The following is a 20583-nucleotide window of genomic DNA, read 5'->3' as shown; positions in this document are numbered from 1 at the left end:
ATTTAGGTTTGATTTACAGCGTTGCAGTCACATTGCCGGCCAACTGGAAGATCCCGACCACTACCAGAATCATCATGACCCCCATGGCCATGGAGGACATGCCGATAAGAGATTTGGCGATGGCTTCGACGCGCTGAAGCGTTTGCTCCAGCCACCGGTTGGAAAACCGTTCCATCGACTCAGCGAAGCCTTTGCGGGTGGCGAGCACTTCCAGAAAATGCATCGCCATGGGGTCTGGGAATTGATGACCCGCAAGCTTCAATGCGGTACCGAAGTTTTTGCCGGCGCTCACTCCGTAATGAATGGCGCTCAGGCGCTCTTTCAACCATGGAGAGGCATTGCGTTGAAGAGAGGTCAGCGCATCTAGTTGGTTGATGCCGGAGCGCAGCATCACAGCCATGTTGAGCAGAAAGATCGATCCGTGGAGCGCCTTGTAGACTGACCAAGGCGGGAGCCTCTCTGCTCGGACTCGCAGGACCTGGAGCAGCTTGTTCAACTGCAGCTTCCACGAAGGGCTGGCGGCCGTAATCTGAAGGCCGCAAAACACGGGTAGAGTGATGATCGATATGAGGATAAAGACGATTACAGCTATCAGCGTCACTAGCCCGTAGTGGGTCACGAAATTCGATAGGGCATAGAGGAAGGCCGGCACGCCGGTCCACGCCTCGGGGTTGGAGCGTCGTGTCATGGAGGGCACCATCCACACTGCAATCACATACAGCAACGCCGCCATGACGCTCCACACCATGGAGGGGAAAACGGTGGCGGACGCTACGAGTTTGCTGATCCGCTGACGTACTTCGATGATCCTCACGCAGTCCCGAAATGCCTGCACCAGGTTGCCGGTGTCTTCCCCGGAAGCGATCAAAGAGTTCTCGTCATAGGGAACCCAGCCTTCGCAGGAAATGCTCAGCGATTTCCCACCTTTTACCGATTGCGCGATATCCCTGCAGGCAAGGGACACTGGATGGAGCTTCTGCCCGTTATCGCTGAATGCTCTGGCCACCGTGTGCAGTGCGTCTTCAAGCGACACACCATCCTCAAGGATGCCCATCAGGCTCTCGTAGAACTGGATTCTTTCGTTTTTGCCAAACTGCTTGGCATAGAAGGTCTCTGCCCAACGATTCAGCATCGCTCTGACGTCACTCAGCATGAGCGAGCTCCAGGATTTGCCGGTCAAAGTCCAACGGCCCCACCGTCATTTCGGCGTGGCGGGGGTCTACTAATCCTTGTTTCAGTTTGATGATCGTGTGTGCGGTCTTGGTAATACCGCCCATTTCCTTGACCCAGTGGCGACGTGCCGCACTTGCACCCTGCCCATTGAAAACGCGCATGAATTCAAGGTCGGTGAGCAAAGTTTCCGCAACCACCGTGCGACCGGTGATGCCCAAGCCTTTGCAATGCGGGCATCCCGGTCCTTTGAGGTAGGTCTCATCAATCGCTTCCAAATCGCGCAAGTGCTGCACCAGCGCACTGTTGAGCTGCCCGAGATGCTCGCGTGCGGGGACGCGGCAGTGGGAACACAGCACGGGCAAGAGGGATTGATTGACCACGCTTGTCATCAGTGCAGGATCAGTAACCAGGTGTCGGTCTACACCCATGTCGATCAGTCGTTGAAGAGCTGCTACAGCGTTGTTGGTGTGCAGTGTCGTCAGCACCAGGTGACCAGTCATACCGCCGCGGAAAGCCGCTTGTGCTGATGCAAGGTCCCGGATCTCCCCATACATGAGAATGTCAGGGTCGAGTCGCATGGAATTGGTGATCCCGTCATTCCAGGTTTCACCGGCGCCCAGCGGTGACTGATTGGCGAGAAGTGGATATTCAGGTGGATCTTCCATCGTCAGAATGTGTTTTGTTCCACCGCACTCTTCGTGCAAGAGGTTCAGGTTTACCTGCAGCGACTTCGATTTGCCGGAACCGGTGGGTCCAGTGATCAGGTTCACCCCATAAGGCAAGCTGCGGATGCGGCTGAATGCATCAATTTGCTGCGTCAGGAAACCGAGATCACTAAGCGTCATTTTGGTTTTGTCGTCATACAGCAGACGCAAAACCATCAGAGGGCCATCTACGAGCGGCCGAGTGGCGACTCGGGCACCGAACAAACCGAGTTGGTCGACATAGGCGCGTTTTACCCTGGCGTCCTGGCTCACCTGCGGCTGGTAGTGGTCTTTCGCGACATCGCACATGCTGTTGTAGAGGGACGAGCAGAGCTCCATGCCCACCTGGCTCTGGTGCTGTTCTGCCTCCCACAAGAGCCCGTGGATGCGAAAGAAGATTCGAGTGATATCGTGACCTACGACAAAGTGGACGTCGCTGGCATTGCGCCGGTGGGCTTCTCCTAAAAGCTGCACCACCTGGGCCTGGCGCTTCGTCTCAGTCGCCGATAGTGCTTTACCATTTGCATCATCATTGGCGCGGTAGAGTGCCTTGATTGTGCTCATCGAGCAGACCTTGACCTCAAAGTGGTGATTTTCGTGTTCCAGCTGGTCCTCGAATGCCATGACATAGGCATCCGTTTGGTGTTGGGCTGACACATACAAAATCCCATCGCTGGTCAACGCACATAGTTGACGCAGCTCGGGTTTCAGCTCAAACGGTCCACCAGGGGCCGTCAGCAGTATTTGGTGCGACGTCAGTAGGACTGCAGCAGACTCATCACTGTCAGGCTCTATGACATCTGGTTTTTCAGTCAGGATCGTCATCGAACTTCTCAATCAACGTTGGCCAGGGATCAGCCCAGGCGGCATAGGTGCTGATGGGGTAATGCTGGGGGCTGAATTGTTAACGTTGCTCAAGCTGGCCGGGGGCGTACTGGAAAAGCCGAGGGGGTAGCGCTTACCGCCACGCTCGAGGGTCACGTTTTCGACGGAGAGGATGGCCATGCGATAGCCACCGGGTAACTCCCGAGATGAGGCATCTGCGTCTACTTCAAATCCGCTGCTGTAGAGCAGAGTCGCACGCAGCCGTTTTGCTGAGCCGAATACCGCTTTCACGACAGGCAAGTCAGACTGTGTATCACTGCTGTGCGCCGAGGCTGCAGCCGGCTGTGTGAGGTTTCCTTGAGAAAAAAACACAGTTGACGGCTGCGTCGTCGCACTTTGGTCTTCGCCCTTGATCGATCTTTCGGCCTTGGCCTTCTCGGCTTTGGCATTCAACAAGATCGTCTGGCTTTGAATCTGGGCCAGCTCGCCGACGTTCACCCCAGATAGGGTGTTCTCATCTGCCCAGCTCGATGGTGCCCCTAACGCAAGGATGGAGCACAAAAAGCACAGCGCTTTATTTCGCATATAGGTCACCTATTACTGACCAGACAAGGTGGCCGGTCTCATATTTGGTTGTGATTTCGCGCAGCCGTAAGCCCTGACTGGGTGCGCCGGATAATGAGTCCAGCGGCGTAATGCCAGTGGCATAGCTCAGCTCGAATTGCTTCCATTGAGGCGGTGGGGGCGGCGGTGGCGCAGGTTGGCCCGGTATCGCTGGTTGAATGGGCACAACGACCGGCACTTCTTTCAGCACTGGGGTTTGAGTGAAGCTGTGCAGCCAAGACGACAGGTTCGCCAACATCACGATGGCGTCTTTTAGAGGCTCATCACCGGCTGCGGGTAGAGAGATGTCGAATTTCAACGTGGCCGAGTTGCCCTCGTCAAAGAAGGCCGGCCGATCAGAAAAGTGGCCCTGCGTCGCCTGTATCAGTTTGTCGGCCGTGCTATTGCCCGAGCGCTTATAGGAGGACAAAACCTGTGCGCCGTCGCAGACGGCACTCGTGAACTGCCATCCCTGAATGGACAGAGGCAACTGATAAATGACGTTGCTGCAACCCTCCAGGAAATCTGCAACAGATGGACGTTTGGCCCAAGGGTGTTCAAGCGCTTGGGGCGTCTGTTCCATACCGGATTCTTTTTGCAGTCTGGCCAACTCTGCCAGGCGTTGCTGTTCAGCCTGGAAAGCCGCCTCTTTGGCTATCTGGTCCTGATGGTTCTGCCATTGAGCCCATCCGATGATGCCGGCAGCGATCAGCACGCCAAGAACCGCCAGCTGTACAAGTTCTGGTTTGGATAGCCCAAAGACGAGTGGCCGTAGCCGGTACTCGCGTTTTAGATGCGACGGCTGAAGCAGCTCTGCCACGTCCAGTGGTTGACCGCCCATATCGAACTCTGGGGGCAGGTACTCGTTGTCGAAGTTGATCCCACGACTGCGTTGTTGCGCGACTCGGCGGCGGACCTCAGCACCAGTGCCGATCATGTCGCAGCCAGAGATCACGCCACCTTGATACACAGCAACGAGGGCATATTGGTCAATCTCGCTTTCAGTTTTCCAGGCCGCGATCCATGAGTCCCCCAGCTGTCCAGCCAGGGTGGCCGCGAGCGAGTACATCCCTTTGATGACCTCCTCGCTGCGCGCTACAAAACCTGCCTGAATAATGGCTGGTGTTCTTCTAATGGCGACAATGTCGAGGTGGTGCTCACGACCGTACTGGCGCGCTTCCTTCATGTGCCCGGTGACACTACCCAGCGGATGCCAGCGCAGACCGGTGACAAATGATTTTCCACGATACTGGAGTACCTGGACTCGAGCAGAGCGTGCATTTTTTGAGGTTTCCGCAACCATGGCTTACCCCTTGGAACCTGTGCAATGCAGCAGTGGGGTAGGGCAAGAGCCCCAAGGCTCGTTGGCAGCAGGTGAAATCACCGCGCTGGGGCTGCCTGTGTCGCTATCAACAACAGGAGTAATCAGCACTACGAGTACGCTGTGCCCTGTGGTGCGGACACGGCTGCCGCCCAAACCGAAGAATCCAGGATCCCCTACGCCAGACTTGGTTGCGTTTTCGCTGTTCTCCTCAAAACCAGTCAGTACGAGGGTTTGACCGCTGCGCAATTTGACCTTGGGCGACAGATTCTTGGTGTCGTAATCCGCTGTCTGGACACTGGAGCCGTTGCTCGTAAAAGTGGTGAAGGTCGGTTTGCTACTCATGCTCAGGGTGATCATCAGCAACATGTTGTCCTGGTCGATGATTCGAGGGAGCAACATCATGTTGAAGCCGCTGGTGATAGTCGCGGGGGTGAGCGAAGTAGACGATCCAACGGAAGCCGTAGTGGTTGTCGAGCTTGATGCGACATAGCTCTTTACGTTGCCGATCTGGATGGGTGCCGGCTGCAGATTCAGCGTGGTGACCGACGGCGAGCGAACGTTCGAGATTCGGCCCTGTTCGGAAAGTGCTTTGATGATTAAGTTGGAGCCAGCCCAAGGAGACTTCGACGTGTCCAAAATACTCAACGAGCCCGACACCGCGCCCGTGCTTATGCCGGTGGTGGCATTCTTCAGCGAAAAGCCCCATTTGTTGCTCAAGGACGTATAGACAGCCGTCCAGTCCAGGCCGGTCTGGTCTGTGTCGGTGAGAGTTACCTCGAAAACTTTGACGTTGAACAACACCTGACGGGTGATACTGCTGTTGATCGAATTCAGGTATTTAGCAACGTTTGAGAGTACTTCTGGTCGATCACTTACCGTCAGGGTGCCAGTGGAACGCGAGAGGAACATCCGACCTTGGGGCTGTTGGCTCAGCATCGCCTTGACGTTTTTTTCAATGTCTCCGATCAGCGAGGTCTTGATGGTAACGGTGGTGCTCTGGTTGCTGCCTGATTCACCCGATGCACCTGTCGACGAAGATCCGCCGCCACCACCACCGGAACTGCTCCCGCTGCCTGTAGCGGTCAGCAAGCCCGACTTCACTGTGCTTTCAATGACCTGGTCATCACCAAATGCCCAGACGTCGAACGTCTTGGTGTCGAAGTAAGTGACATGCACGCTTCGATCATCGGAGGAATAATTCCACGCTAAGCCCAACTGGGAGGTCGCTTGATTCAACAACCCTGACAGCTTGCCGCTGTACTTAATGGGGAATGTGTTGGGTGCAGTCAGCCCAATCGAATTCATTGAGCGGGCGTTGCTCGGAACATTGCCGATGACGCCGGCGGGCATGAAGTTGGTCAGGTTGTCGGCAGAGCCCAAACCAGGTGGAACTGCAGGTCCTGAGTTGCCCTGCGTCGAACTGGAAAGGACACTTGGGTCGATTGCGTCAGGGGCTACGATGACCGGTACACCACATTCACTAGTGATGTACTGCGCGATCTCAGCGATCCCAACGTTATATGAGGGGCGATAGGTGATGTCGCAATCCATGGTCAGCGGTAAACCACGCTTGGCGACCAGCGGTTTTTTGGACACCCATGGTTTGTCGCTGAACACCACCGTAGCGCGCGCGGACTCTTGCTGCTGATTTCTCAGAAATCGGCTGTATTGAGAGGCTGTCGCAGCGTCATTTTCAGCTCGGCTGGCCGATTCATTCACACGCTGCAGCGAACAGGAACTCACCAGTGCGACGATAAGTGACAAGGCTGTGCTTTTGATCCAGAGACGAGCAGTCATCATTTGTTCCTCTCTGTAATAAAAATCAGCCGCTGTGAGGAGTTACTGTCGACCACATCGACCAGAAAGGACCGTGGAGCCGAGTCGTAGAGAGGGAAAATCGACCCAATGGCTTCTTGGAAACTGCCCTCAAATCGAAGTGGAGCGTCAATTGAGTAATCCAAATCATCGACCTGCCACATCAGTTTCCAGCCCGCTTTTTCAGCCCAGCCTTCGACGGTTTGACGAAGGGTTGAGCCAGTTGAAGCCGTCCATGTCTGGGCCAGCGGCTTCGGCGCTGCAATGTCCGTCGCAACCGGCTTTGGCGCTGCAGAAACTGCGGACGGCGCGGTGACCAGTTTCGGAGTTGAAGCGGCCTTGGCATCTGGGTTGCTGGACGAAGTCGAGGCCGGACTCTGAGTCGGCAAGGCAGACGTTTGTTTTGTAGAGCCATCCTTGGTAATCACCGTAGGAGGGGCCACGGTTTTGGCTGGTGCAGCGTTCGCCACAGGGGTAGCGGCTGATGCCGTTGTTGTGAAAGGCGCTGTTTGGGGAACGGCGGCGACTACTACTTGGCTGCCCGCATCATTGTTATTGCTCTTCGCTGCGATAGGCTGTGCAGCTGTCGATGTGTTGAGTTGAGCAATCTGAGTTGATGCAGGACGTGGAGAGTCCGGGAGCTGGTAGCCAGGGCGCAGGACGTAGCACACCTGACGGTTGACCTCGTCGACCTTCACCTGCCAGGCCGGACCTGCGAGCACCTGCAGGGTGTTACGCAGGGTCATAGGGCCAAGTTTATATTGGGCTGCTGGGAGTGGTCGGGTGTAAAGGATGTTGACGTGGCCAGAGTCTGCCGAGCAAAGCGTATAACCTGAACGGTCCACCACGTACTGCATGGCCTCATGCACATTTGGGTGCATGTTGGCTGGAATGCTGATGTCGATAATCTGAGCCATCAGGTCACGTTGGCCAGAATCTGGCAGCGTGCTGACGAGGGTGTAGCGGCCATAGCGCACTACTGGTTCTTTTTCAGGAACGGCGCCGCCAGGATAGAGGTCTGGCGTCAACATGTCCGGATTGCGACTGCTGTCGAAAGCGGGCTTGGGTGTCTGCGCCGTTTGGGTCGTGCAACTGGCGATTAACGCTAGAAGCGAGAGCGTGGTGACGTGCCTGATCATGTGCCGAGAGGCCCCCTGTAATGATAGGGGAACGGTGACAGGCTGGTACCAGCTGCGCAGTAGGAAATAGAAAACTACGTCTATAGGTATTTATAGGCTATACAAAGATGACGCGACCGAGGTGGAAAATTACCTAGTATCTGATCACCCATTTCCATTCACGCTGAGCATTCATTTGCATTCACGCTGACCACTCAATTGCATTCGACCTGACCAGCTATCCTGCCATTACGCCTAGAGTAATGAATCCAAAATCGCGTTCAGCGAACATCCATTCGAACATCAAATCTCCGTCCGCGTGCTGAGGCGATTGTTAATCCCTCCTGGTCGTTACCCTGTGGTCGACCGGTGAGCATTGATCCCCATCGTTAACTCCCGCCACAGGCATTTGTGCAAGCAGGCTGAACGTGGTTAAATCTGCATATTCGATTATCCACATATGCAGAGCGATTGCTTATGAGCCTTACACCACACACATTCTTCAAGTGCTTGGGTGATGAAACTCGCGCCCGGATCATGCTCATGCTTTCGGCTGAGGGTGAGTTGTGCGTGTGCGAGTTAATCTGGGCACTGGACGATAACCAGTCGAAGGTCTCCAGGCATCTTGCCCAACTGCGTGCTTGCGGGTTACTCGCAGATCGGAGGCAGGGTCAGTGGGTTTACTACCGGCTGCATCCCGAGCTTGAACAGTGGGCACTGGATGTTCTGAACGTCACTACGCAGGCACACCAGTCCTGGGTTAACGACCATCAAGGACGGCTGGCTTCCATGGAAGACAGACCCGTGCGCCAAGCCTCCTGCTGCTGACATCCTGATCTGGAACATACTCATGCTCATCGCAGCATCGATTTTCGTAGTTACGCTCGTCTTTGTTATCTGGCAACCCAAGGGGTTAGGTGTCGGCTGGAGCGCGGCAGCGGGTGCCGTTCTGGCACTACTGACTGGCGCCGTAAGTCTAGGGGATGTGCCGGTTGTGTGGCACATCGTCTGGAACGCTACCGCGACCTTCATTGCTGTGATCATCATCAGTTTGTTGCTCGATGAAGCGGGATTCTTCAAATGGGCGGCGCTTCATGTCGCTCGCTGGGGTCGGGGCAAAGGCGGACGTCTGTTTGCGCTGATGATCCTGCTCGGTGCAGCCGTTTCGGCACTGTTCGCCAATGATGGAGCCGCACTGATTCTGACCCCAATCGTCATCGCGATGCTGACGGCGCTTCGCTTCAGCCCGGCATCCACCTTGGCATTCGTGATGGCCGCAGGCTTCATCGCTGATACCGCCAGTCTGCCGATGGTGGTGTCCAACCTGGTGAACATCGTTTCGGCAGACTTTTTTGGCGTGGGTTTCGGTGAATACGCTTCTGTCATGTGGCCAGTGAACCTAGTGGCCGTGGCCGCGACACTGTTCATGCTCTGGATGTTCTATCGCAAGGACATTCCCGCCCAGTACGACGCGGATCAGCTTGAGGCCCCGGAGTCGGTGATTCGAGATCGGGCGACCTTCATTGCTGGCTGGTGGGTACTTGGCCTGCTGCTGGTTGGTCTGTTCGCACTGGAGCCGTTAGGTATCCCCATCAGCGCTGTTGCTGCTGCGTGTGCAATGATCCTGCTGGTCATCGCAGGTAAAGGCCAAATCATCTCCACGAGAAGGGTCATCAAGGACGCGCCCTGGCAAATTGTCGTGTTTTCGCTGGGCATGTATCTGGTGGTCTATGGCCTGCGTAATGCTGGCCTAACCGACTCGCTCTCGGGGCTGCTGAACATATTTGCCGAGCATGGCCTATGGGCCGCTACCTTGGGCACCGGTATCACCGCTGCGCTGTTGTCCTCGATCATGAACAACATGCCGAGTGTGCTTATCGGCGCTCTGTCCATTCAGGGCAGCGACGCTACAGGACTGGTACGTGAGGCCATGATCTACGCCAACGTCATCGGTTGCGATCTTGGCCCCAAGATCACGCCCATCGGAAGCCTGGCCACGTTGCTGTGGCTGCATGTGCTAGCGCAGAAAAATATCCGCATCACCTGGGGTTACTACTTCAAAGTCGGCAGCATCCTCACCCTCCCTATCTTGCTGGTAACGCTGGTGGCACTGGCGTCGCGGCTGAGCATCCCTGTCTAGGAGAAACCCATGAAAGTGCTATTTATGTGTACGGCAAACAGCTGCCGGAGCGTTCTCTCGGAGGGGTTGTTCAACCACCTGGCCCCGAGCGGTTTTAACGCCGTCAGTTCGGGCAGCTTCCCAAGCGGACAACTGAATCCACGCGCCGTGAGTACGTTGCAAGCGCTTGGTATCGACACCACAGATCTCTACAGCAAAGGCTCAGAGGTGTTTTCGGACTCACCACCGGATGTGGTGATCACCGTGTGTGATAAGGCTGGAGGCGAACCCTGCCCGGTCTATTTCGGGCCTGCTGTCAAAAGCCACTGGGGCCTCGCCGACCCTTCCGATGTAGAAGGCACAGACAGCGACATCCAAGCCGCATTTGACGCGACCGTCGTCCAGATTAAAAAGCGTTTCGAGGCATTCTTCAGCTTGGATCATTCGGCGCTCACACCGCAGGAACTGAAGCGCGAGCTAGATCAAATAGGTGAACTGTAATGGACGAATTTTCCTCGGAAAGCAGCCTGGATCTACCTAATCTGGATCAGTCGCTAATCGACTTCGTCACACTGGATCGCCTGCAAGGCAACGAGCAACCGACTCACAAACCACGCATCTTGTTGCTGTATGGCTCAACCCGTGAGCGCTCTTTCAGCAGGCTGCTGACCCAAGAGGCCGCGCGCATCCTGACCCTAATGGGAGCCGAGACCGTCATCTTTGATCCCTCGGGTCTGCCTCTCCCTGATGACGCTCCGGAAGACCATCCAAAGGTTAAAGAGCTGCGGGATCTGGTTCTGTGGTCAGAGGGACAGGTGTGGTGTTCGCCAGAGCGTCACGGTGCAATGTCTGCTGTATTCAAAGCCCAAATAGACTGGATACCTCTCACGTTGGGCGCTGTCCGCCCCAGCCAGGGCAAGACGTTGGCCGTCATGCAGGTCTGCGGTGGATCACAGTCCTTCAACACGGTAAACCAGCTTAGGATCCTCGGGCGCTGGATGCGGATGATCACCATCCCAAACCAGTCGTCAGTACCCAAAGCCTTTCTGGAGTTCGACGACGCAGGGCGTATGAAGCCATCCGCCTACTACGACCGTGTTGTGGACGTGATGGAGGAACTGATGAAGTTCACGCTGATGGTTCGGGGCCGGGAAACGTATTTGGTAGACCGCTATTCGGAGCGCAAGGAAAGCGCCGAAGCACTCTCGAAACGAGTCAATCAAAGATCGATTTGAGCGACCAAGGGGATAGAGGATGAGCAACACCACAGTAAGGATTGCGCAGATTTCGGACGCTCAAGCCATCCAGGCAATTTACGCACCGATGGTTGAGCATACGGCGATTTCGTTTGAGCTTGAGCCGCCCACAGTCGAAGAGATGGCCAAGCGGATTGGGTCGACTTTGCCGACTTACCCGTATCTGGTAGCGGAGCGAGACGGCCAGCTCATCGGCTATGCATATGCCAGTCAGCACCGGGCTCGTGAGGCCTATCGCTGGTCGGTCGACGTCACCGTTTATATATCGCCAGAAGCGCACCGTAGCGGGGTCGGCCGGGCACTGTATGGCGTGTTGCTGCCGACATTGAAAAGGCAAGGGTTTCACGCAGCCTTTGCCGGGATCGCGCTGCCAAACGATGGCAGCGTGGGGCTGCATGAAGCACTAGGCTTCGCTCACATCGGTACGTATCCAGAAGTAGGATTCAAGCATGGCGCTTGGCATGATGTTGGATATTGGCGTATCGCGCTGGATTCAACGAGTCCGCCAAAACTGTCCGTGCCTTTCAGTGAGATCAGTCTCTTCTGAATGGGTCTCGACGGCCATTATGAGCGATGGGAAGATTCTAATACGTAACAAAGTCAATTATGTTCGACTCCTCGAAATGAATACGAGCAAAGTGGGTAAAATCGAAATAGATTTGCCACTTTCGGAAGTTTGCAGATATCGAACGAAACTATTGTTGCCGATGGGGAGGCCTATTAGATTCCAGAAAACAAAAGTAATGGTTCCAAGTACGTTTACAAGGTCTCAGCCACTAAGAAGCAGTGATATACCGCAGATCTACAAATTGGTCGCCAATGCTTGTCTCGCGTTGCCGGCCGCGTCGGGCTCAATGAGGTCACTTGCCAACTGACGCTTATCCTGCAGCATTTGCCAAAGCATCTGGTCGATTGTGTTTTCCACCAGCGGGATTTTCACCACGACCATGCGCAATTGCCCATTGCGGTAGGCCCTGTCCTCAGCCTGGTCCTGCAGTCCAGGCGTCCAGGGGAGGCCCAGGAACATCACATAGTTGGCCGCAGTGAGGTTGTTGCCGGTGCCGGCAGCGGAGGTAGTGGCGGCAAAGACGCGGGTTTCTGGATCACTTTGGAATTGATCGATCGCCTTCTGCCGTTTGCCTACAGAGTCACTGCCGACAACCGTGACGCACCCGTACTCAGCTTGCTTGCACCGAGTGCGAAGTGTTCCTACCGTATCCTTGAACTCACAGAACAAGATTACTTTGTCCTCCGCGTCCAGTTCGCACAGCAGATCCATTACGACACGAATCTTTACCTGCTCAAGCAACTGACGCAGTGATCCCAACCTGGCGAGGCTAGGCCTGTCTTCGAGCCGAATTTGATCGTATTGCTTGCGCTCTTCAGCAGTGAGTTCGATGGGTAAAGTTTGGCGCTGTTTGCCCTTGAGACCGGGCAAGACATCCTTGCGTCGACGGAGCATCCAATCGCCGATTGCGCCCCGCAGATTCATGCGGAAATCCTGACTGCCGGCGAACTGTTCGCAGAATTCTTTCAAGGGCAGTTTCCCAACGGGGTGGCCGGATAGCCGTAGCAGCGTGTGCAGCTCAGATTCTCGGTTGAGGACTGGCGTACCCGTCAGCAGGTAACGGTTGGGTATCTTGGCGGCAATGTCGAAGCCGTGACGTGTCCACGCGGCGGTCGGCTCTTTCAGGCGGTGCGCCTCGTCGATGATCATCACTTCAAAGTGTCCTGCATGCAGAACAAAATCGCCAAGGCGTTCGTAGTTGGTGATAATCCATTGCGAAGAGGGATCAAAGACCTGTTGGCCGATAGTGGCCTTGGGATACACCATCTGGATTTCGCGTTGCCAGTTGATGATCAACGTCGACAGGGTGATAACCAAGATGGGTCTATTAGCTGCTCGGATTGCAGCGGCAATGATTGCTTGGCGAGTTTTACCAAGCCCCATGTCATCCGCAAGCAAGGCGCTTGTGCGCTGTAGCAAGTGCCGGATGCCTGCCGGTTGATGGTCCAGTAAAGAATAACCAGCCAATGCCTGGTTAATCTGTTCGGTAGTGGACCCGGTGCGCTCGATTGAGGGCACCGCGGCTAAATACACATCGGTTGAGGTGCTATCGTCAGCCGCTTTTGCTGCGCGCTCTTGTGGCGGTCCACCAAGACTGATGCGGGTGATTTCATCAGCTGGAACAACGGATCCGTCGGTCAGCAGCTCTTGCACGGTGTCGAGGATTTCGAACTGATCCTCCGACAATCCAAGCTCCAGGATCAAGTTGCTTCGCACCACTTCCGCACCAGCGTCAATGCGCCAGGACTTGGAATGCCCGAGAAACACGCCGTGCATGCGCCTTGAAACGGCGACCGCGCCAGGATGGTAGTCACCTGACAGCAGGATCCCGCCCTGAACGAGTGGAGCTATCCGAAAGGTCAGCCCCCACGTGAATGCCTGCCGATCTGGGTCGTTTTGTGCGGCTGTGATTTTATGTGAAAACGTCTCCCAACTTTCATTGAAACGGTCCTCGGACAACTCCATCAAACGGTGGAAGAGCACATCCAGGTCATCCAGCAACTTGCCTTTTGGTAATCGCCAATAGCGATGTTGAGGATGCTCGGCACGCCGAATATAGAAACCATTACGTTCGAGAAACAGCCGGTTCGCACCCTCAACGTATTGCATTAAGACCCCGAAGTCATAGCCGTCAAAAATGACTTTTTCGACCAGGTCCTGCCGGCGGTTCATCAGACGTGGACGACTCATGTCCTGCTCAATCGTTGGTTGATCCATTCCGCACAGGCCTGGGCATGCATTTTTTTCCGGTTTCGATTTGTATAGCGCGACATGGATAGTGTTTGGTCGGGCCATTCCAGGTTAATGGCGAGCTCACCCGATTTGATCTTTGCCCAAAACCATTGATAGGCCCGGTCAACCCTGGAGCCCGACTTAGGTGTGCGATTGCGGAGCCCTCTCAGTTGTATCGTCACCAGGTGTTTGGGAGTCAATTTTGCTAACGTTTCGCCCCAGGCACTTTCATCCATTTGGATTTCTGCAGAGGCCAACGATTTCCCGTTTTCGCGAACCGAAAAAAGACGGCAGATGCCCCGATAAGCACTGTAGTCGTAACCATCAATGCAATGGCCCAGCGCTCGATGTTCCGCATCAAGATCGGCGGGGCACTTCAGTTCGATAATTTGCAGCCCATTTGGACTCACGAGGGGTGTGCTGGTTGAATAAAGCAGCGGCTTCCAGGGCGTTAAAGAGTCTGTTCTTGTTTGTGGATCTACTGCATCTAAAGCCTCACGGATGTCTATCAACGCGAGGTGAAAGCCATTCACCAAGCTGGCGATCTGGTGATAGGAAGCAGTAGCAATGAAGCTTTTGAGTTTCTGCAGTGCTTCACCAGAAGCTGGTCCGTCGCTCTCATCAACGTTGTTAAAGAGCTCGTTCAGGTCTCGAAAGTCGTCGGCGATTTTGGACCAATTGTCGTCCGACCAATCAGTTGGACACCCTGACAGCAGCCTGTTCCAGTCCTGCGTTTGATCCAGCAGTTGATACGGGATTTTATCCAGCAGCGCGAAGAGAGTGATCCAGTGCGCTTTTTTAAGAGGACGGCGATTGCCCAGTGAGGCTCCCAGCAGCAGTCGATGCCAGGGTCCTTGTGGCCCCTCGCGGCTGATACGGGTCAATGCACTGCCGGTATCGAATACCCGCTGTTGACCCAGGTAGCGCACTGCAGCGCGCGGCGCCTGTAGCAGCCAAGCCAGTGTGTCGGAAAGGGGGAGGCCCGCGTCGGCTATGCGACCTACCAGGCACTCTTCAGCGGAAATCAAATAACGGTCCTCACTCCAGTATGGGCGCCACGCCTGAAGTTCATCCCATGGGCAGTTCATGTATACCTGCTGCTGCCCATCCCACGGCCACGGCCATTGATCTGCTAGTACCAGAAGTGGAATCAGTACTGGCTGGGCTTTTAGGGCCTGAAGGCGGCGTTTTCGGTCACCTTGAGCCAGCCAGTTATAGAGCTTGGGTGAGGGACATTGCGCTGAACGAATGGCGAATAAAAGCTCTTGGTCCAGACACTGGCAAAACTGCTTCAGCGTGCTGCCAATCTGCTTCAGGTAAAATCGGGTGCGGGGATTGAAGTACCGATTGTTGCTCGCCGTCCAATCGAAGCCGCGGCGATTAAAGCTTCCTAGATCTTCAATCGAAAGGGCTTTCGCCCTCTCTCCAGCAGACTTGCAGAAGGAGGTCAGTAGGACGTCTGCATACCAGCGTTTTTCAAACCTGAGCAGTAGCTGCTGGGCCACCATTGCGGTGGGTTTTCTCTTATGCACGCGGTCCTTGCTGAAGATTTTGCAGGCCTTAACCTGATGACCATCGAAGTACTGGAGGTGATCGCCGATTCTGGCCAGGAGCCGCCGTGTTTGATCATCTGTAGAGGGCAGGGCTACGCACCAGCAACGAGTATGGACAGTGGAACTCAGATAGGTATCGATGAAGGAGGTCAGCTGGGAGGGCGGTACGTTAAATTGTAAAGCCCAGGTCTGGGCGACTTCAATTTGCCGGTCTGAGAACTTCTCCAGCTTCGGCGCTAAGATGCGCAGCCCCACCACCGATTGTCTCTTCTGTACGCTCACCCATGACCTCCTCTGCAATTTCGCAGAGGACTGTCAGGTATAGGAATGGTGGGCTTCTAGGGTTAATGCGTAACGGCGTTGTCGGTGATTTATATCGGCAATGGCAGAAGTCACACCCCTCTGGGTTTATTGAGATCTGGTTTGCCATTCAAGTTTGGAAAACTCACCTTGCATCCATTCGATTTGAAGCCTGTGCAACCCCAAAAGTCATAGCCACCGCCCCCTTTTTTTTGTCGCCTTGCGAGGGGTTGATTGCACTTGGGACAGTTGAAAGCGCCACCTGCTGTGGCTGGGCGTGGAGCGGACGCCATCGGCACACTCGGCATTCCACGTTGCTGAGACAGTTCCTCTTCCAGGCGTCTATGCAGACGCGCAACGACAGCTCCATAGGTGTCTTGGCCCTGGGCGACTTTGTCCAAATCCCGCTCCAGCTCCCTCGTAAAATCGAGCTCCACGAAACTGTAGAACCCTTCCAGCTTCGCGATTGTTTCCTCCCCCAGCGGCGCCGGTACCAGCTTGCGGCTTTTTTCCTCAATCATTCCTTTGCTGGTGATGTTCTTCAAGATCGAGGCGAACGTGCTGGGACGACCAATACCGCGGCGCTCCATTTCTTTGATTAGACTGGCCTTGGTGTAGCGGGATGGCGGCTGAGTTTTCTTCTTCAGCAGTTCTCCGTTGTGCACAGAGATGATCTGTTTTGGTGTGAGTGCAGGAACTGGGTTGCTCGCTGCTCCATCTTCCTCATCGTCTGTGTCATCGCCCTTGAGCAGTTTCCGCCACCCAGGATGAAAAAGGGTTTCACCAGTTGCATTGAATCGCAAAGCCTTACCATTTGGGCCAACCGCGAGCAGTTTTACAGCACGCACGTCGAATACCGCCGCTTCGATCTGGCTGGCCAGCGCCCGGACCCAAATCAACTTGTACAGGGCGAGTTCCTCGTCGTTCTCACCAGCTTTTGTATCAGCCCAATGCGTCGGGGTAATAGCGGGGTGGCCTTCCTGCGCGCCTTCGGCGGCCTTGAATGTACGTCGCTCGTCGACGGTCTTCAATCCGATAGATCTAGCTACGGTTCTAATATCCTCCATGGCCTCGTCTGGTACGTTGGGATTATCCGTCCTGTGGTAGGTGATCACGCCTTGTTCATACAATCGCTGGGCGACTTGCATGGTCTTGTCCGGGTCCCATTTCAAGGCGTTGCTGGCTGCTTGTTGAAGGGTGGAAGAGATGAAGGGCGCGGGTGGGTGGCGCTCGGCCTTGCGGTCTTCACAGGACTCGACGACGACATTACGTGTGCCGGCGACGAGTCGGGCCAGGTTGGCATCTTGAACGTAAGGAAAGTCTTTGCTCGCGAAATCCGGTACCGGTTGCCAGTCTGCATACCAGGTGGTGCCCTGATTCATATCCACAAAGTTCAGACGCACACCGAAGTGGTTGATTACCTGAAAGTTGCGGATCTCGCGCTCGCGCAAAACCACCAGGTATACGGCAGGCGATTGCACGCGGCCTGCAGAGGTGGGCTTGCCCATCAGTCGGCGTAGCTCCTGAGTCACCAGGTAACCCACCAAACGATCAAGTACACGCCGGCATTCTTGTGACGCGACTCTGTTCAAATCGATTTGGCGAGGATTGGCTAGAGCCTCTGCGACACGCTTCAGGGTGATTTCATTGAAGGTGATGCGTTTGTAGGATTTGACCGCCAGTACCTGCTGGATGTGCCAGCTGATGCTTTCACCTTCGCGATCCGGATCGGTTGCGAGGTAGATTTCATCGGCCTGTTTAGCTGCGGCCTTGATGGTCCGCACGGCCTTGGCGCTCTTATCCAGGATCTCGTACACCGGTGTGTAATTTTTGCGGACGCCTGTGGTGATCATGCTGTCGTCCTGCCCTCTGGCGGGCAAGTCACGTATGTGCCCACCACTGGCGACAACCAACCAGTGTTCGCCTGGGCGCAGTTTCTTCATCATTGGCTGAAGCTTTTTCAGCTTCCCAGGTGCCTCGATGATCAATAGCTTCACGGTGTGCCCCTTCTCAATTATGCAGAGCGGGACTGTCACGTCATGGCAGGTAAGGCTTCAATGGGAAATGGTCAATGCACAACGGGAGGCTTTTAGCGGCTAGAGGTCCAGCGTCAGCTGCTGTTCCTGGGCAAAGCCCTTTAGCCACGACGCGCGCATCGCAGGATGGTGGTAAGGGCAGTCATACACCCGTAGCCCTTTTCGGGCGGCGTCAGCACCGGCTATTTGAACGGCAGTATGGGGGTTATTGAATTGCCGCCTATCTGCTGGTTTCAAAGAAGTTCGAGATTGCGCCATTGGCTATCGGTCCCCGAAGAACAGATCTATCAGACAGTAACATCACGAATAGCGCATTTTTTTGCATCAAAAACGGAAGTTTTAAACTTCTGTGCTTGAGATAGCCGAATGGAAGTGTGACTCAACCTGAAAGTTAACGAATGGCGCGATTTTTTGCCAACCAATTGGCGGTTTGATGTCAATTCGAAGCTGGCTCGTCCGTCCAGTTCGCAACTCTGATCCACGCGATGAAGTCCTGAGTGGATTGTCCGCTTTGAACACGTAGTTGTTCCAGCTTGCCGTATAAGTGTTCAGTCATTTCGTCGTCGTCGTCAAAGTCGACGCGGTATTCAGTATCTAAGCGGTATTCATCGAGCAAGGTGTTGATAAATCGGCGGGCTTGCCAGGTATCAAGGTCTGTCTCTCCACGGCCCCCCATCAGATACTCTCCCGTTCGCCACCCAACTGGAGCCCATGATGCTCGGTTTATGTCCAGGGTGAGCCCGTAGTAGTCCGGAGCATTCACCTCGCTTTCATCAAAGTAAGCCCAGTAAACACGGCCTAAAGCTGGGTGCTCTGCGCCAATGACAACGTACCCTGTTGGGTCCCTCAAAACTTCATCCATCGGCACGTCCTAATTTGTAGTGGTTCTCTAATGAGGTCGGGGGAAACGATGAGCTGTTTCCCCCAACACCGACAGCTACACGAATGGGCCGAAAAATTAAGCCCCTGTTTTCAGAATTGCGGTGGATCGGTATCTGGATATTCATCCGGGCCTGGAGCTGGCTGCGGCCGCGATTCGGGTCTGTTGGACTGTTGCGAATTCTGGTTTTGCGAAGGCGCCAGATTCACCATGGTCACGCGGTGTGGCAGCATGCCGACCCGGCTGGCCTGGATTTTCAAAGCTTCGAATTCGCCATCGTCGTTCTTCCAACGGTCCATAACGGCGCGACCGGAAACCAGCACTCGCATACCTTTCTGGAACAGTTGCGAATAATGCTCGGCGTCCTTGTGCCACCACTCCACATTCGCCCAAAAACCGCCACGATCTTCGTAGCCGCCTTTGCCATCCGGAATCGAATTGTCGAAGTAAACGTTGGCTCGCATGAGTCGACGTGGGTCTTTATTGCCGTTGGGGAATTCTTTGAATTCCGGTGCAGAACCGATATTGCCTTCCCAGCCTTGTACGGGCGTGCCCATGAGTATTCTCCGAGGTTATTGGTGTTGCGTTGGGTTGTTGAGCTGCTGCAGGCGAGCGGTATACACGGCCTCTGCCTGGCCCATTTTTTCTGCGCACTCGGCGGCCTGTTTGGTGATCGAGTGCAGCAAACTCATTTGCATATTCAAGGTGATGCGCTGCAGCTCCATCACGTAAAGATCCTGCAGCATGGATTCCGGTGTTCTGGGTGAGCCCATCATTTCTGCCCAAACCCCTACGCCCATCCGCCGATCTGTCACCTGCTGCCATCTCAAAAACTGGGTGCCGGCTTGGGTGTTCTGCTCAGTCAACCGCACTGGAACTAGGGTGAATGGATATCGGCGGGCCTGGCTCAGCACTTCCTGGGCAAGAGCTTTTAAGTCCGATTCTTGAGCTCGGCAAAGATCGGCAAATTGGGTCAGCTCCCCCTTACCTTTAAAAGGCTTTAAAAGGCCCTTTAGTGAGGCAGCCTGTTGCAGTCGCTGAAAGGCTTCCTGTTGCAGTGGCCGGAAGGCGGTCTGTTGCAGCGACCCATCATTGGAGGGAATCTGGCCCATGCTCTTTAACCCTCAACGGGGTCATCGAGATGATCATCCGTCTCGGTTTGCTGCTGACCGCGGATGATCGGTGGCGCGAAATTCGAACGGCGGGTGCCTTCCAGGATGTCTTGTGGCAGCTCACCGTACCGCTCGTACATTTTGCGGGCTGCTTCAGCCTTGGCATTGTTTGCAGCGAAGTCGTCGCGGGCAGCGCCTGAGTACTTATAGATCTGGGCCAGACCAAACAGTCTCCGCAGTACCGCTGCGCCTTCGTCGATCCAGGTTTCCATATCGTGGCGCCCGACAAGGCCAACGTGCTGGGCCAACAGAATGCGTCTGACAATTTCGTCGTAGTTCGTCAGCAGGTACACAGCCTGAAATCCCAGGGGATTGGAGATGTACAGCGGGAGGCTGACAGGCTGGATCGAGAGGTTTTCGCTAATGCTGATGGCCGGTGGAAGAGAGGCCATGGCTGTGTCCAGGCGATCTTCGATGGTCTTTAACGCTTCCTTGGAATCGTTGATCTTTTCCTCGAGGAGGATCATCCACCAGTCAGAGTAGGGATCATCCTGTTGGGCGCCTCGAGACATTCGATTGACGACAGTGCAGAACCCTGACAGACCAATGATGCCGGCTTTGAGGTCATTTTTAGGGCGCCCCATCCATATACGAGCGGCGTGGTGAGTGTGAAGGGTGAGCTTCACATCGCTGCGCAGTGAACCGATGTTGAGCCGGAAGTTATCAGCCATGGTGCAGTGTTTCCTTGGGAAGAGGATTGACGTACCCATGCTGCAATTTGGCTATAGGAGACGCAGCATTAAATACGTAGCCCGATGGAAGGGGATTTGTTGAGGCTTCTATATAGGAAGAGCTGAAACTCGCCGGTGCGGACCGAATCCCTTGCGTGGCGGCCACCTCCGGTGCCGGATGCTGTCAGGGTGTTGTGGGCCACAACACTTGCCATGTCGCCGGCACGGATGCCG

General features: G+C 55.1%; 19 protein-coding genes. 5 read left to right on the top strand and 14 right to left on the bottom strand.

The annotated features are described in order from the left end of the window. Positions 1-13: 13 nt before the first annotated feature. From AC3WKX_RS08645 to pilL2, 6 genes are read right to left on the bottom strand one after another with little or no spacing between them, the layout of a single operon-like run. Positions 14-1153: a type II secretion system F family protein gene (locus AC3WKX_RS08645; protein WP_019818094.1), complete on the bottom strand. Its 1140-nt coding sequence runs from the start codon at positions 1151-1153 to the stop codon at positions 14-16. After that, positions 1143-2702, bottom strand: a complete 1560-nt coding sequence (locus AC3WKX_RS08640) for a GspE/PulE family protein (RefSeq protein ID WP_019818093.1) — start codon at positions 2700-2702, stop codon at positions 1143-1145. The genes AC3WKX_RS08645 and AC3WKX_RS08640 overlap by 11 nt, the downstream gene beginning before the upstream one ends. 12 nt (positions 2703-2714) lie before the next feature. Further along, positions 2715-3287: a type IV pilus biogenesis protein PilP gene (gene pilP / locus AC3WKX_RS08635; protein WP_008437355.1), complete on the bottom strand. Its 573-nt coding sequence runs from the start codon at positions 3285-3287 to the stop codon at positions 2715-2717. After that, positions 3277-4608 (bottom strand): type 4b pilus protein PilO2, encoded by a 1332-nt coding sequence (gene pilO2 / locus AC3WKX_RS08630; RefSeq protein ID WP_024073376.1) that lies wholly within the window; start codon positions 4606-4608, stop codon positions 3277-3279. Before pilO2 ends, pilP begins: the two co-directional genes overlap by 11 nt. Positions 4609-4611: 3 nt before the next feature. Next, positions 4612-6426 carry a PilN family type IVB pilus formation outer membrane protein gene (gene pilN, locus AC3WKX_RS08625; RefSeq protein ID WP_019818091.1) on the bottom strand — a complete coding sequence of 605 codons (1815 nt, stop codon included), beginning with the start codon at positions 6424-6426 and terminating at the stop codon, positions 4612-4614. Further along, the gene (pilL2, locus tag AC3WKX_RS08620) at positions 6426-7583 is read right to left on the bottom strand and encodes a PFGI-1 class ICE element type IV pilus protein PilL2 (protein ID WP_019818090.1); all 1158 of its coding nucleotides are present in this window, start codon (positions 7581-7583) and stop codon (positions 6426-6428) included. Before pilL2 ends, pilN begins: the two co-directional genes overlap by 1 nt. Before the next feature lie 456 nt (positions 7584-8039). On the opposite strand from pilL2, the gene AC3WKX_RS08615 reads away from it, so the two are divergent. Genes AC3WKX_RS08615 through AC3WKX_RS08595 form a run of 5 tightly spaced genes read left to right on the top strand, consistent with a single transcriptional unit; the run spans position 8040 to position 11484 of the window. Then, positions 8040-8390, top strand: coding sequence for a metalloregulator ArsR/SmtB family transcription factor (locus AC3WKX_RS08615; protein WP_008437351.1), 351 nt, complete (start codon positions 8040-8042; stop codon positions 8388-8390). 22 nt (positions 8391-8412) lie between these two features. Beyond that, complete coding sequence (locus tag AC3WKX_RS08610; protein WP_008437350.1) at positions 8413-9702, top strand: arsenic transporter; 1290 nt, start codon at positions 8413-8415, stop codon at positions 9700-9702. 9 nt (positions 9703-9711) lie between these two features. Then, entirely contained in the window at positions 9712-10182 is a 471-nt protein-coding gene (locus tag AC3WKX_RS08605) for an arsenate reductase ArsC (protein WP_008437349.1), read from the top strand. Beyond that, the gene (arsH, locus tag AC3WKX_RS08600; protein ID WP_008437348.1) at positions 10182-10916 is read left to right on the top strand and encodes an arsenical resistance protein ArsH; all 735 of its coding nucleotides are present in this window, start codon (positions 10182-10184) and stop codon (positions 10914-10916) included. Before AC3WKX_RS08605 ends, arsH begins: the two co-directional genes overlap by 1 nt. Positions 10917-10935: 19 nt before the next feature. Further along, complete coding sequence (locus tag AC3WKX_RS08595; protein WP_008437347.1) at positions 10936-11484, top strand: arsinothricin resistance N-acetyltransferase ArsN1 family B; 549 nt, start codon at positions 10936-10938, stop codon at positions 11482-11484. Positions 11485-11739: 255 nt separating this feature from the next. Here AC3WKX_RS08595 and AC3WKX_RS08590 read toward each other — a convergent pair whose 3' ends face one another. From AC3WKX_RS08590 to AC3WKX_RS08555, 8 genes are all read right to left on the bottom strand, one after another. After that, positions 11740-13695, bottom strand: coding sequence for a DEAD/DEAH box helicase (locus AC3WKX_RS08590; protein WP_024073377.1), 1956 nt, complete (start codon positions 13693-13695; stop codon positions 11740-11742). Next, positions 13692-15572, bottom strand: a complete 1881-nt coding sequence (locus AC3WKX_RS08585) for a hypothetical protein (RefSeq protein ID WP_019818088.1) — start codon at positions 15570-15572, stop codon at positions 13692-13694. Before AC3WKX_RS08585 ends, AC3WKX_RS08590 begins: the two co-directional genes overlap by 4 nt. 110 nt (positions 15573-15682) lie before the next feature. Further along, positions 15683-17587, bottom strand: a complete 1905-nt coding sequence (gene topA, locus AC3WKX_RS08580; protein WP_008437341.1) for a type I DNA topoisomerase — start codon at positions 17585-17587, stop codon at positions 15683-15685. A 99-nt stretch (positions 17588-17686) separates the two neighbouring features. Next, a complete protein-coding gene (locus AC3WKX_RS08575) occupies positions 17687-17884 on the bottom strand; it encodes a CrpP family ICE-associated protein (protein WP_073845721.1) in 198 nt (65 codons plus the stop codon). Between the two features lie 178 nt (positions 17885-18062). Beyond that, positions 18063-18488 (bottom strand): hypothetical protein, encoded by a 426-nt coding sequence (locus tag AC3WKX_RS08570; RefSeq protein WP_008437339.1) that lies wholly within the window; start codon positions 18486-18488, stop codon positions 18063-18065. A 110-nt stretch (positions 18489-18598) separates the two neighbouring features. After that, on the bottom strand, positions 18599-19063 hold the full coding sequence (locus tag AC3WKX_RS08565; RefSeq protein WP_008437336.1) for a single-stranded DNA-binding protein: 465 nt from the start codon (positions 19061-19063) through the stop codon (positions 18599-18601). 15 nt (positions 19064-19078) lie between these two features. After that, positions 19079-19618 (bottom strand): DUF3158 family protein, encoded by a 540-nt coding sequence (locus AC3WKX_RS08560; protein WP_008437334.1) that lies wholly within the window; start codon positions 19616-19618, stop codon positions 19079-19081. A 5-nt stretch (positions 19619-19623) separates the two neighbouring features. Next, positions 19624-20349: a PFL_4669 family integrating conjugative element protein gene (locus AC3WKX_RS08555; RefSeq protein WP_008437331.1), complete on the bottom strand. Its 726-nt coding sequence runs from the start codon at positions 20347-20349 to the stop codon at positions 19624-19626. Positions 20350-20583 lie beyond the last annotated feature (234 nt).

It is taken from the genome of Pseudomonas sp. GP01-A4 (genome assembly GCF_058780865.1).
The sequence above is the reverse complement of the archived record's forward strand: the minus strand, read 5'-3'. Positions and strand labels throughout refer to the sequence as shown.

Coding starts and splice junctions, on each gene's coding strand:
- AC3WKX_RS08555 (WP_008437331.1), bottom strand. CDS start 20,349: ATGGCTGATAACTTCCGGCTCAACATCGGTTCACTGCGCAGCGATGTG.
- AC3WKX_RS08645 (WP_019818094.1), bottom strand. CDS start 1,153: ATGCTGAGTGACGTCAGAGCGATGCTGAATCGTTGGGCAGAGACCTTC.
- pilL2 (WP_019818090.1), bottom strand. CDS start 7,583: ATGATCAGGCACGTCACCACGCTCTCGCTTCTAGCGTTAATCGCCAGT.
- AC3WKX_RS08570 (WP_008437339.1), bottom strand. CDS start 18,488: ATGGATGAAGTTTTGAGGGACCCAACAGGGTACGTTGTCATTGGCGCA.
- AC3WKX_RS08565 (WP_008437336.1), bottom strand. CDS start 19,063: ATGGGCACGCCCGTACAAGGCTGGGAAGGCAATATCGGTTCTGCACCG.
- AC3WKX_RS08615 (WP_008437351.1), top strand. CDS start 8,040: ATGAGCCTTACACCACACACATTCTTCAAGTGCTTGGGTGATGAAACT.
- pilO2 (WP_024073376.1), bottom strand. CDS start 4,608: ATGGTTGCGGAAACCTCAAAAAATGCACGCTCTGCTCGAGTCCAGGTA.
- AC3WKX_RS08640 (WP_019818093.1), bottom strand. CDS start 2,702: ATGACGATCCTGACTGAAAAACCAGATGTCATAGAGCCTGACAGTGAT.
- AC3WKX_RS08605 (WP_008437349.1), top strand. CDS start 9,712: ATGAAAGTGCTATTTATGTGTACGGCAAACAGCTGCCGGAGCGTTCTC.
- AC3WKX_RS08590 (WP_024073377.1), bottom strand. CDS start 13,695: ATGAGTCGTCCACGTCTGATGAACCGCCGGCAGGACCTGGTCGAAAAA.
- AC3WKX_RS08595 (WP_008437347.1), top strand. CDS start 10,936: ATGAGCAACACCACAGTAAGGATTGCGCAGATTTCGGACGCTCAAGCC.
- pilN (WP_019818091.1), bottom strand. CDS start 6,426: ATGACTGCTCGTCTCTGGATCAAAAGCACAGCCTTGTCACTTATCGTC.
- AC3WKX_RS08575 (WP_073845721.1), bottom strand. CDS start 17,884: ATGGCGCAATCTCGAACTTCTTTGAAACCAGCAGATAGGCGGCAATTC.
- arsH (WP_008437348.1), top strand. CDS start 10,182: ATGGACGAATTTTCCTCGGAAAGCAGCCTGGATCTACCTAATCTGGAT.
- pilP (WP_008437355.1), bottom strand. CDS start 3,287: ATGCGAAATAAAGCGCTGTGCTTTTTGTGCTCCATCCTTGCGTTAGGG.
- AC3WKX_RS08610 (WP_008437350.1), top strand. CDS start 8,413: ATGCTCATCGCAGCATCGATTTTCGTAGTTACGCTCGTCTTTGTTATC.
- AC3WKX_RS08560 (WP_008437334.1), bottom strand. CDS start 19,618: ATGGGCCAGATTCCCTCCAATGATGGGTCGCTGCAACAGACCGCCTTC.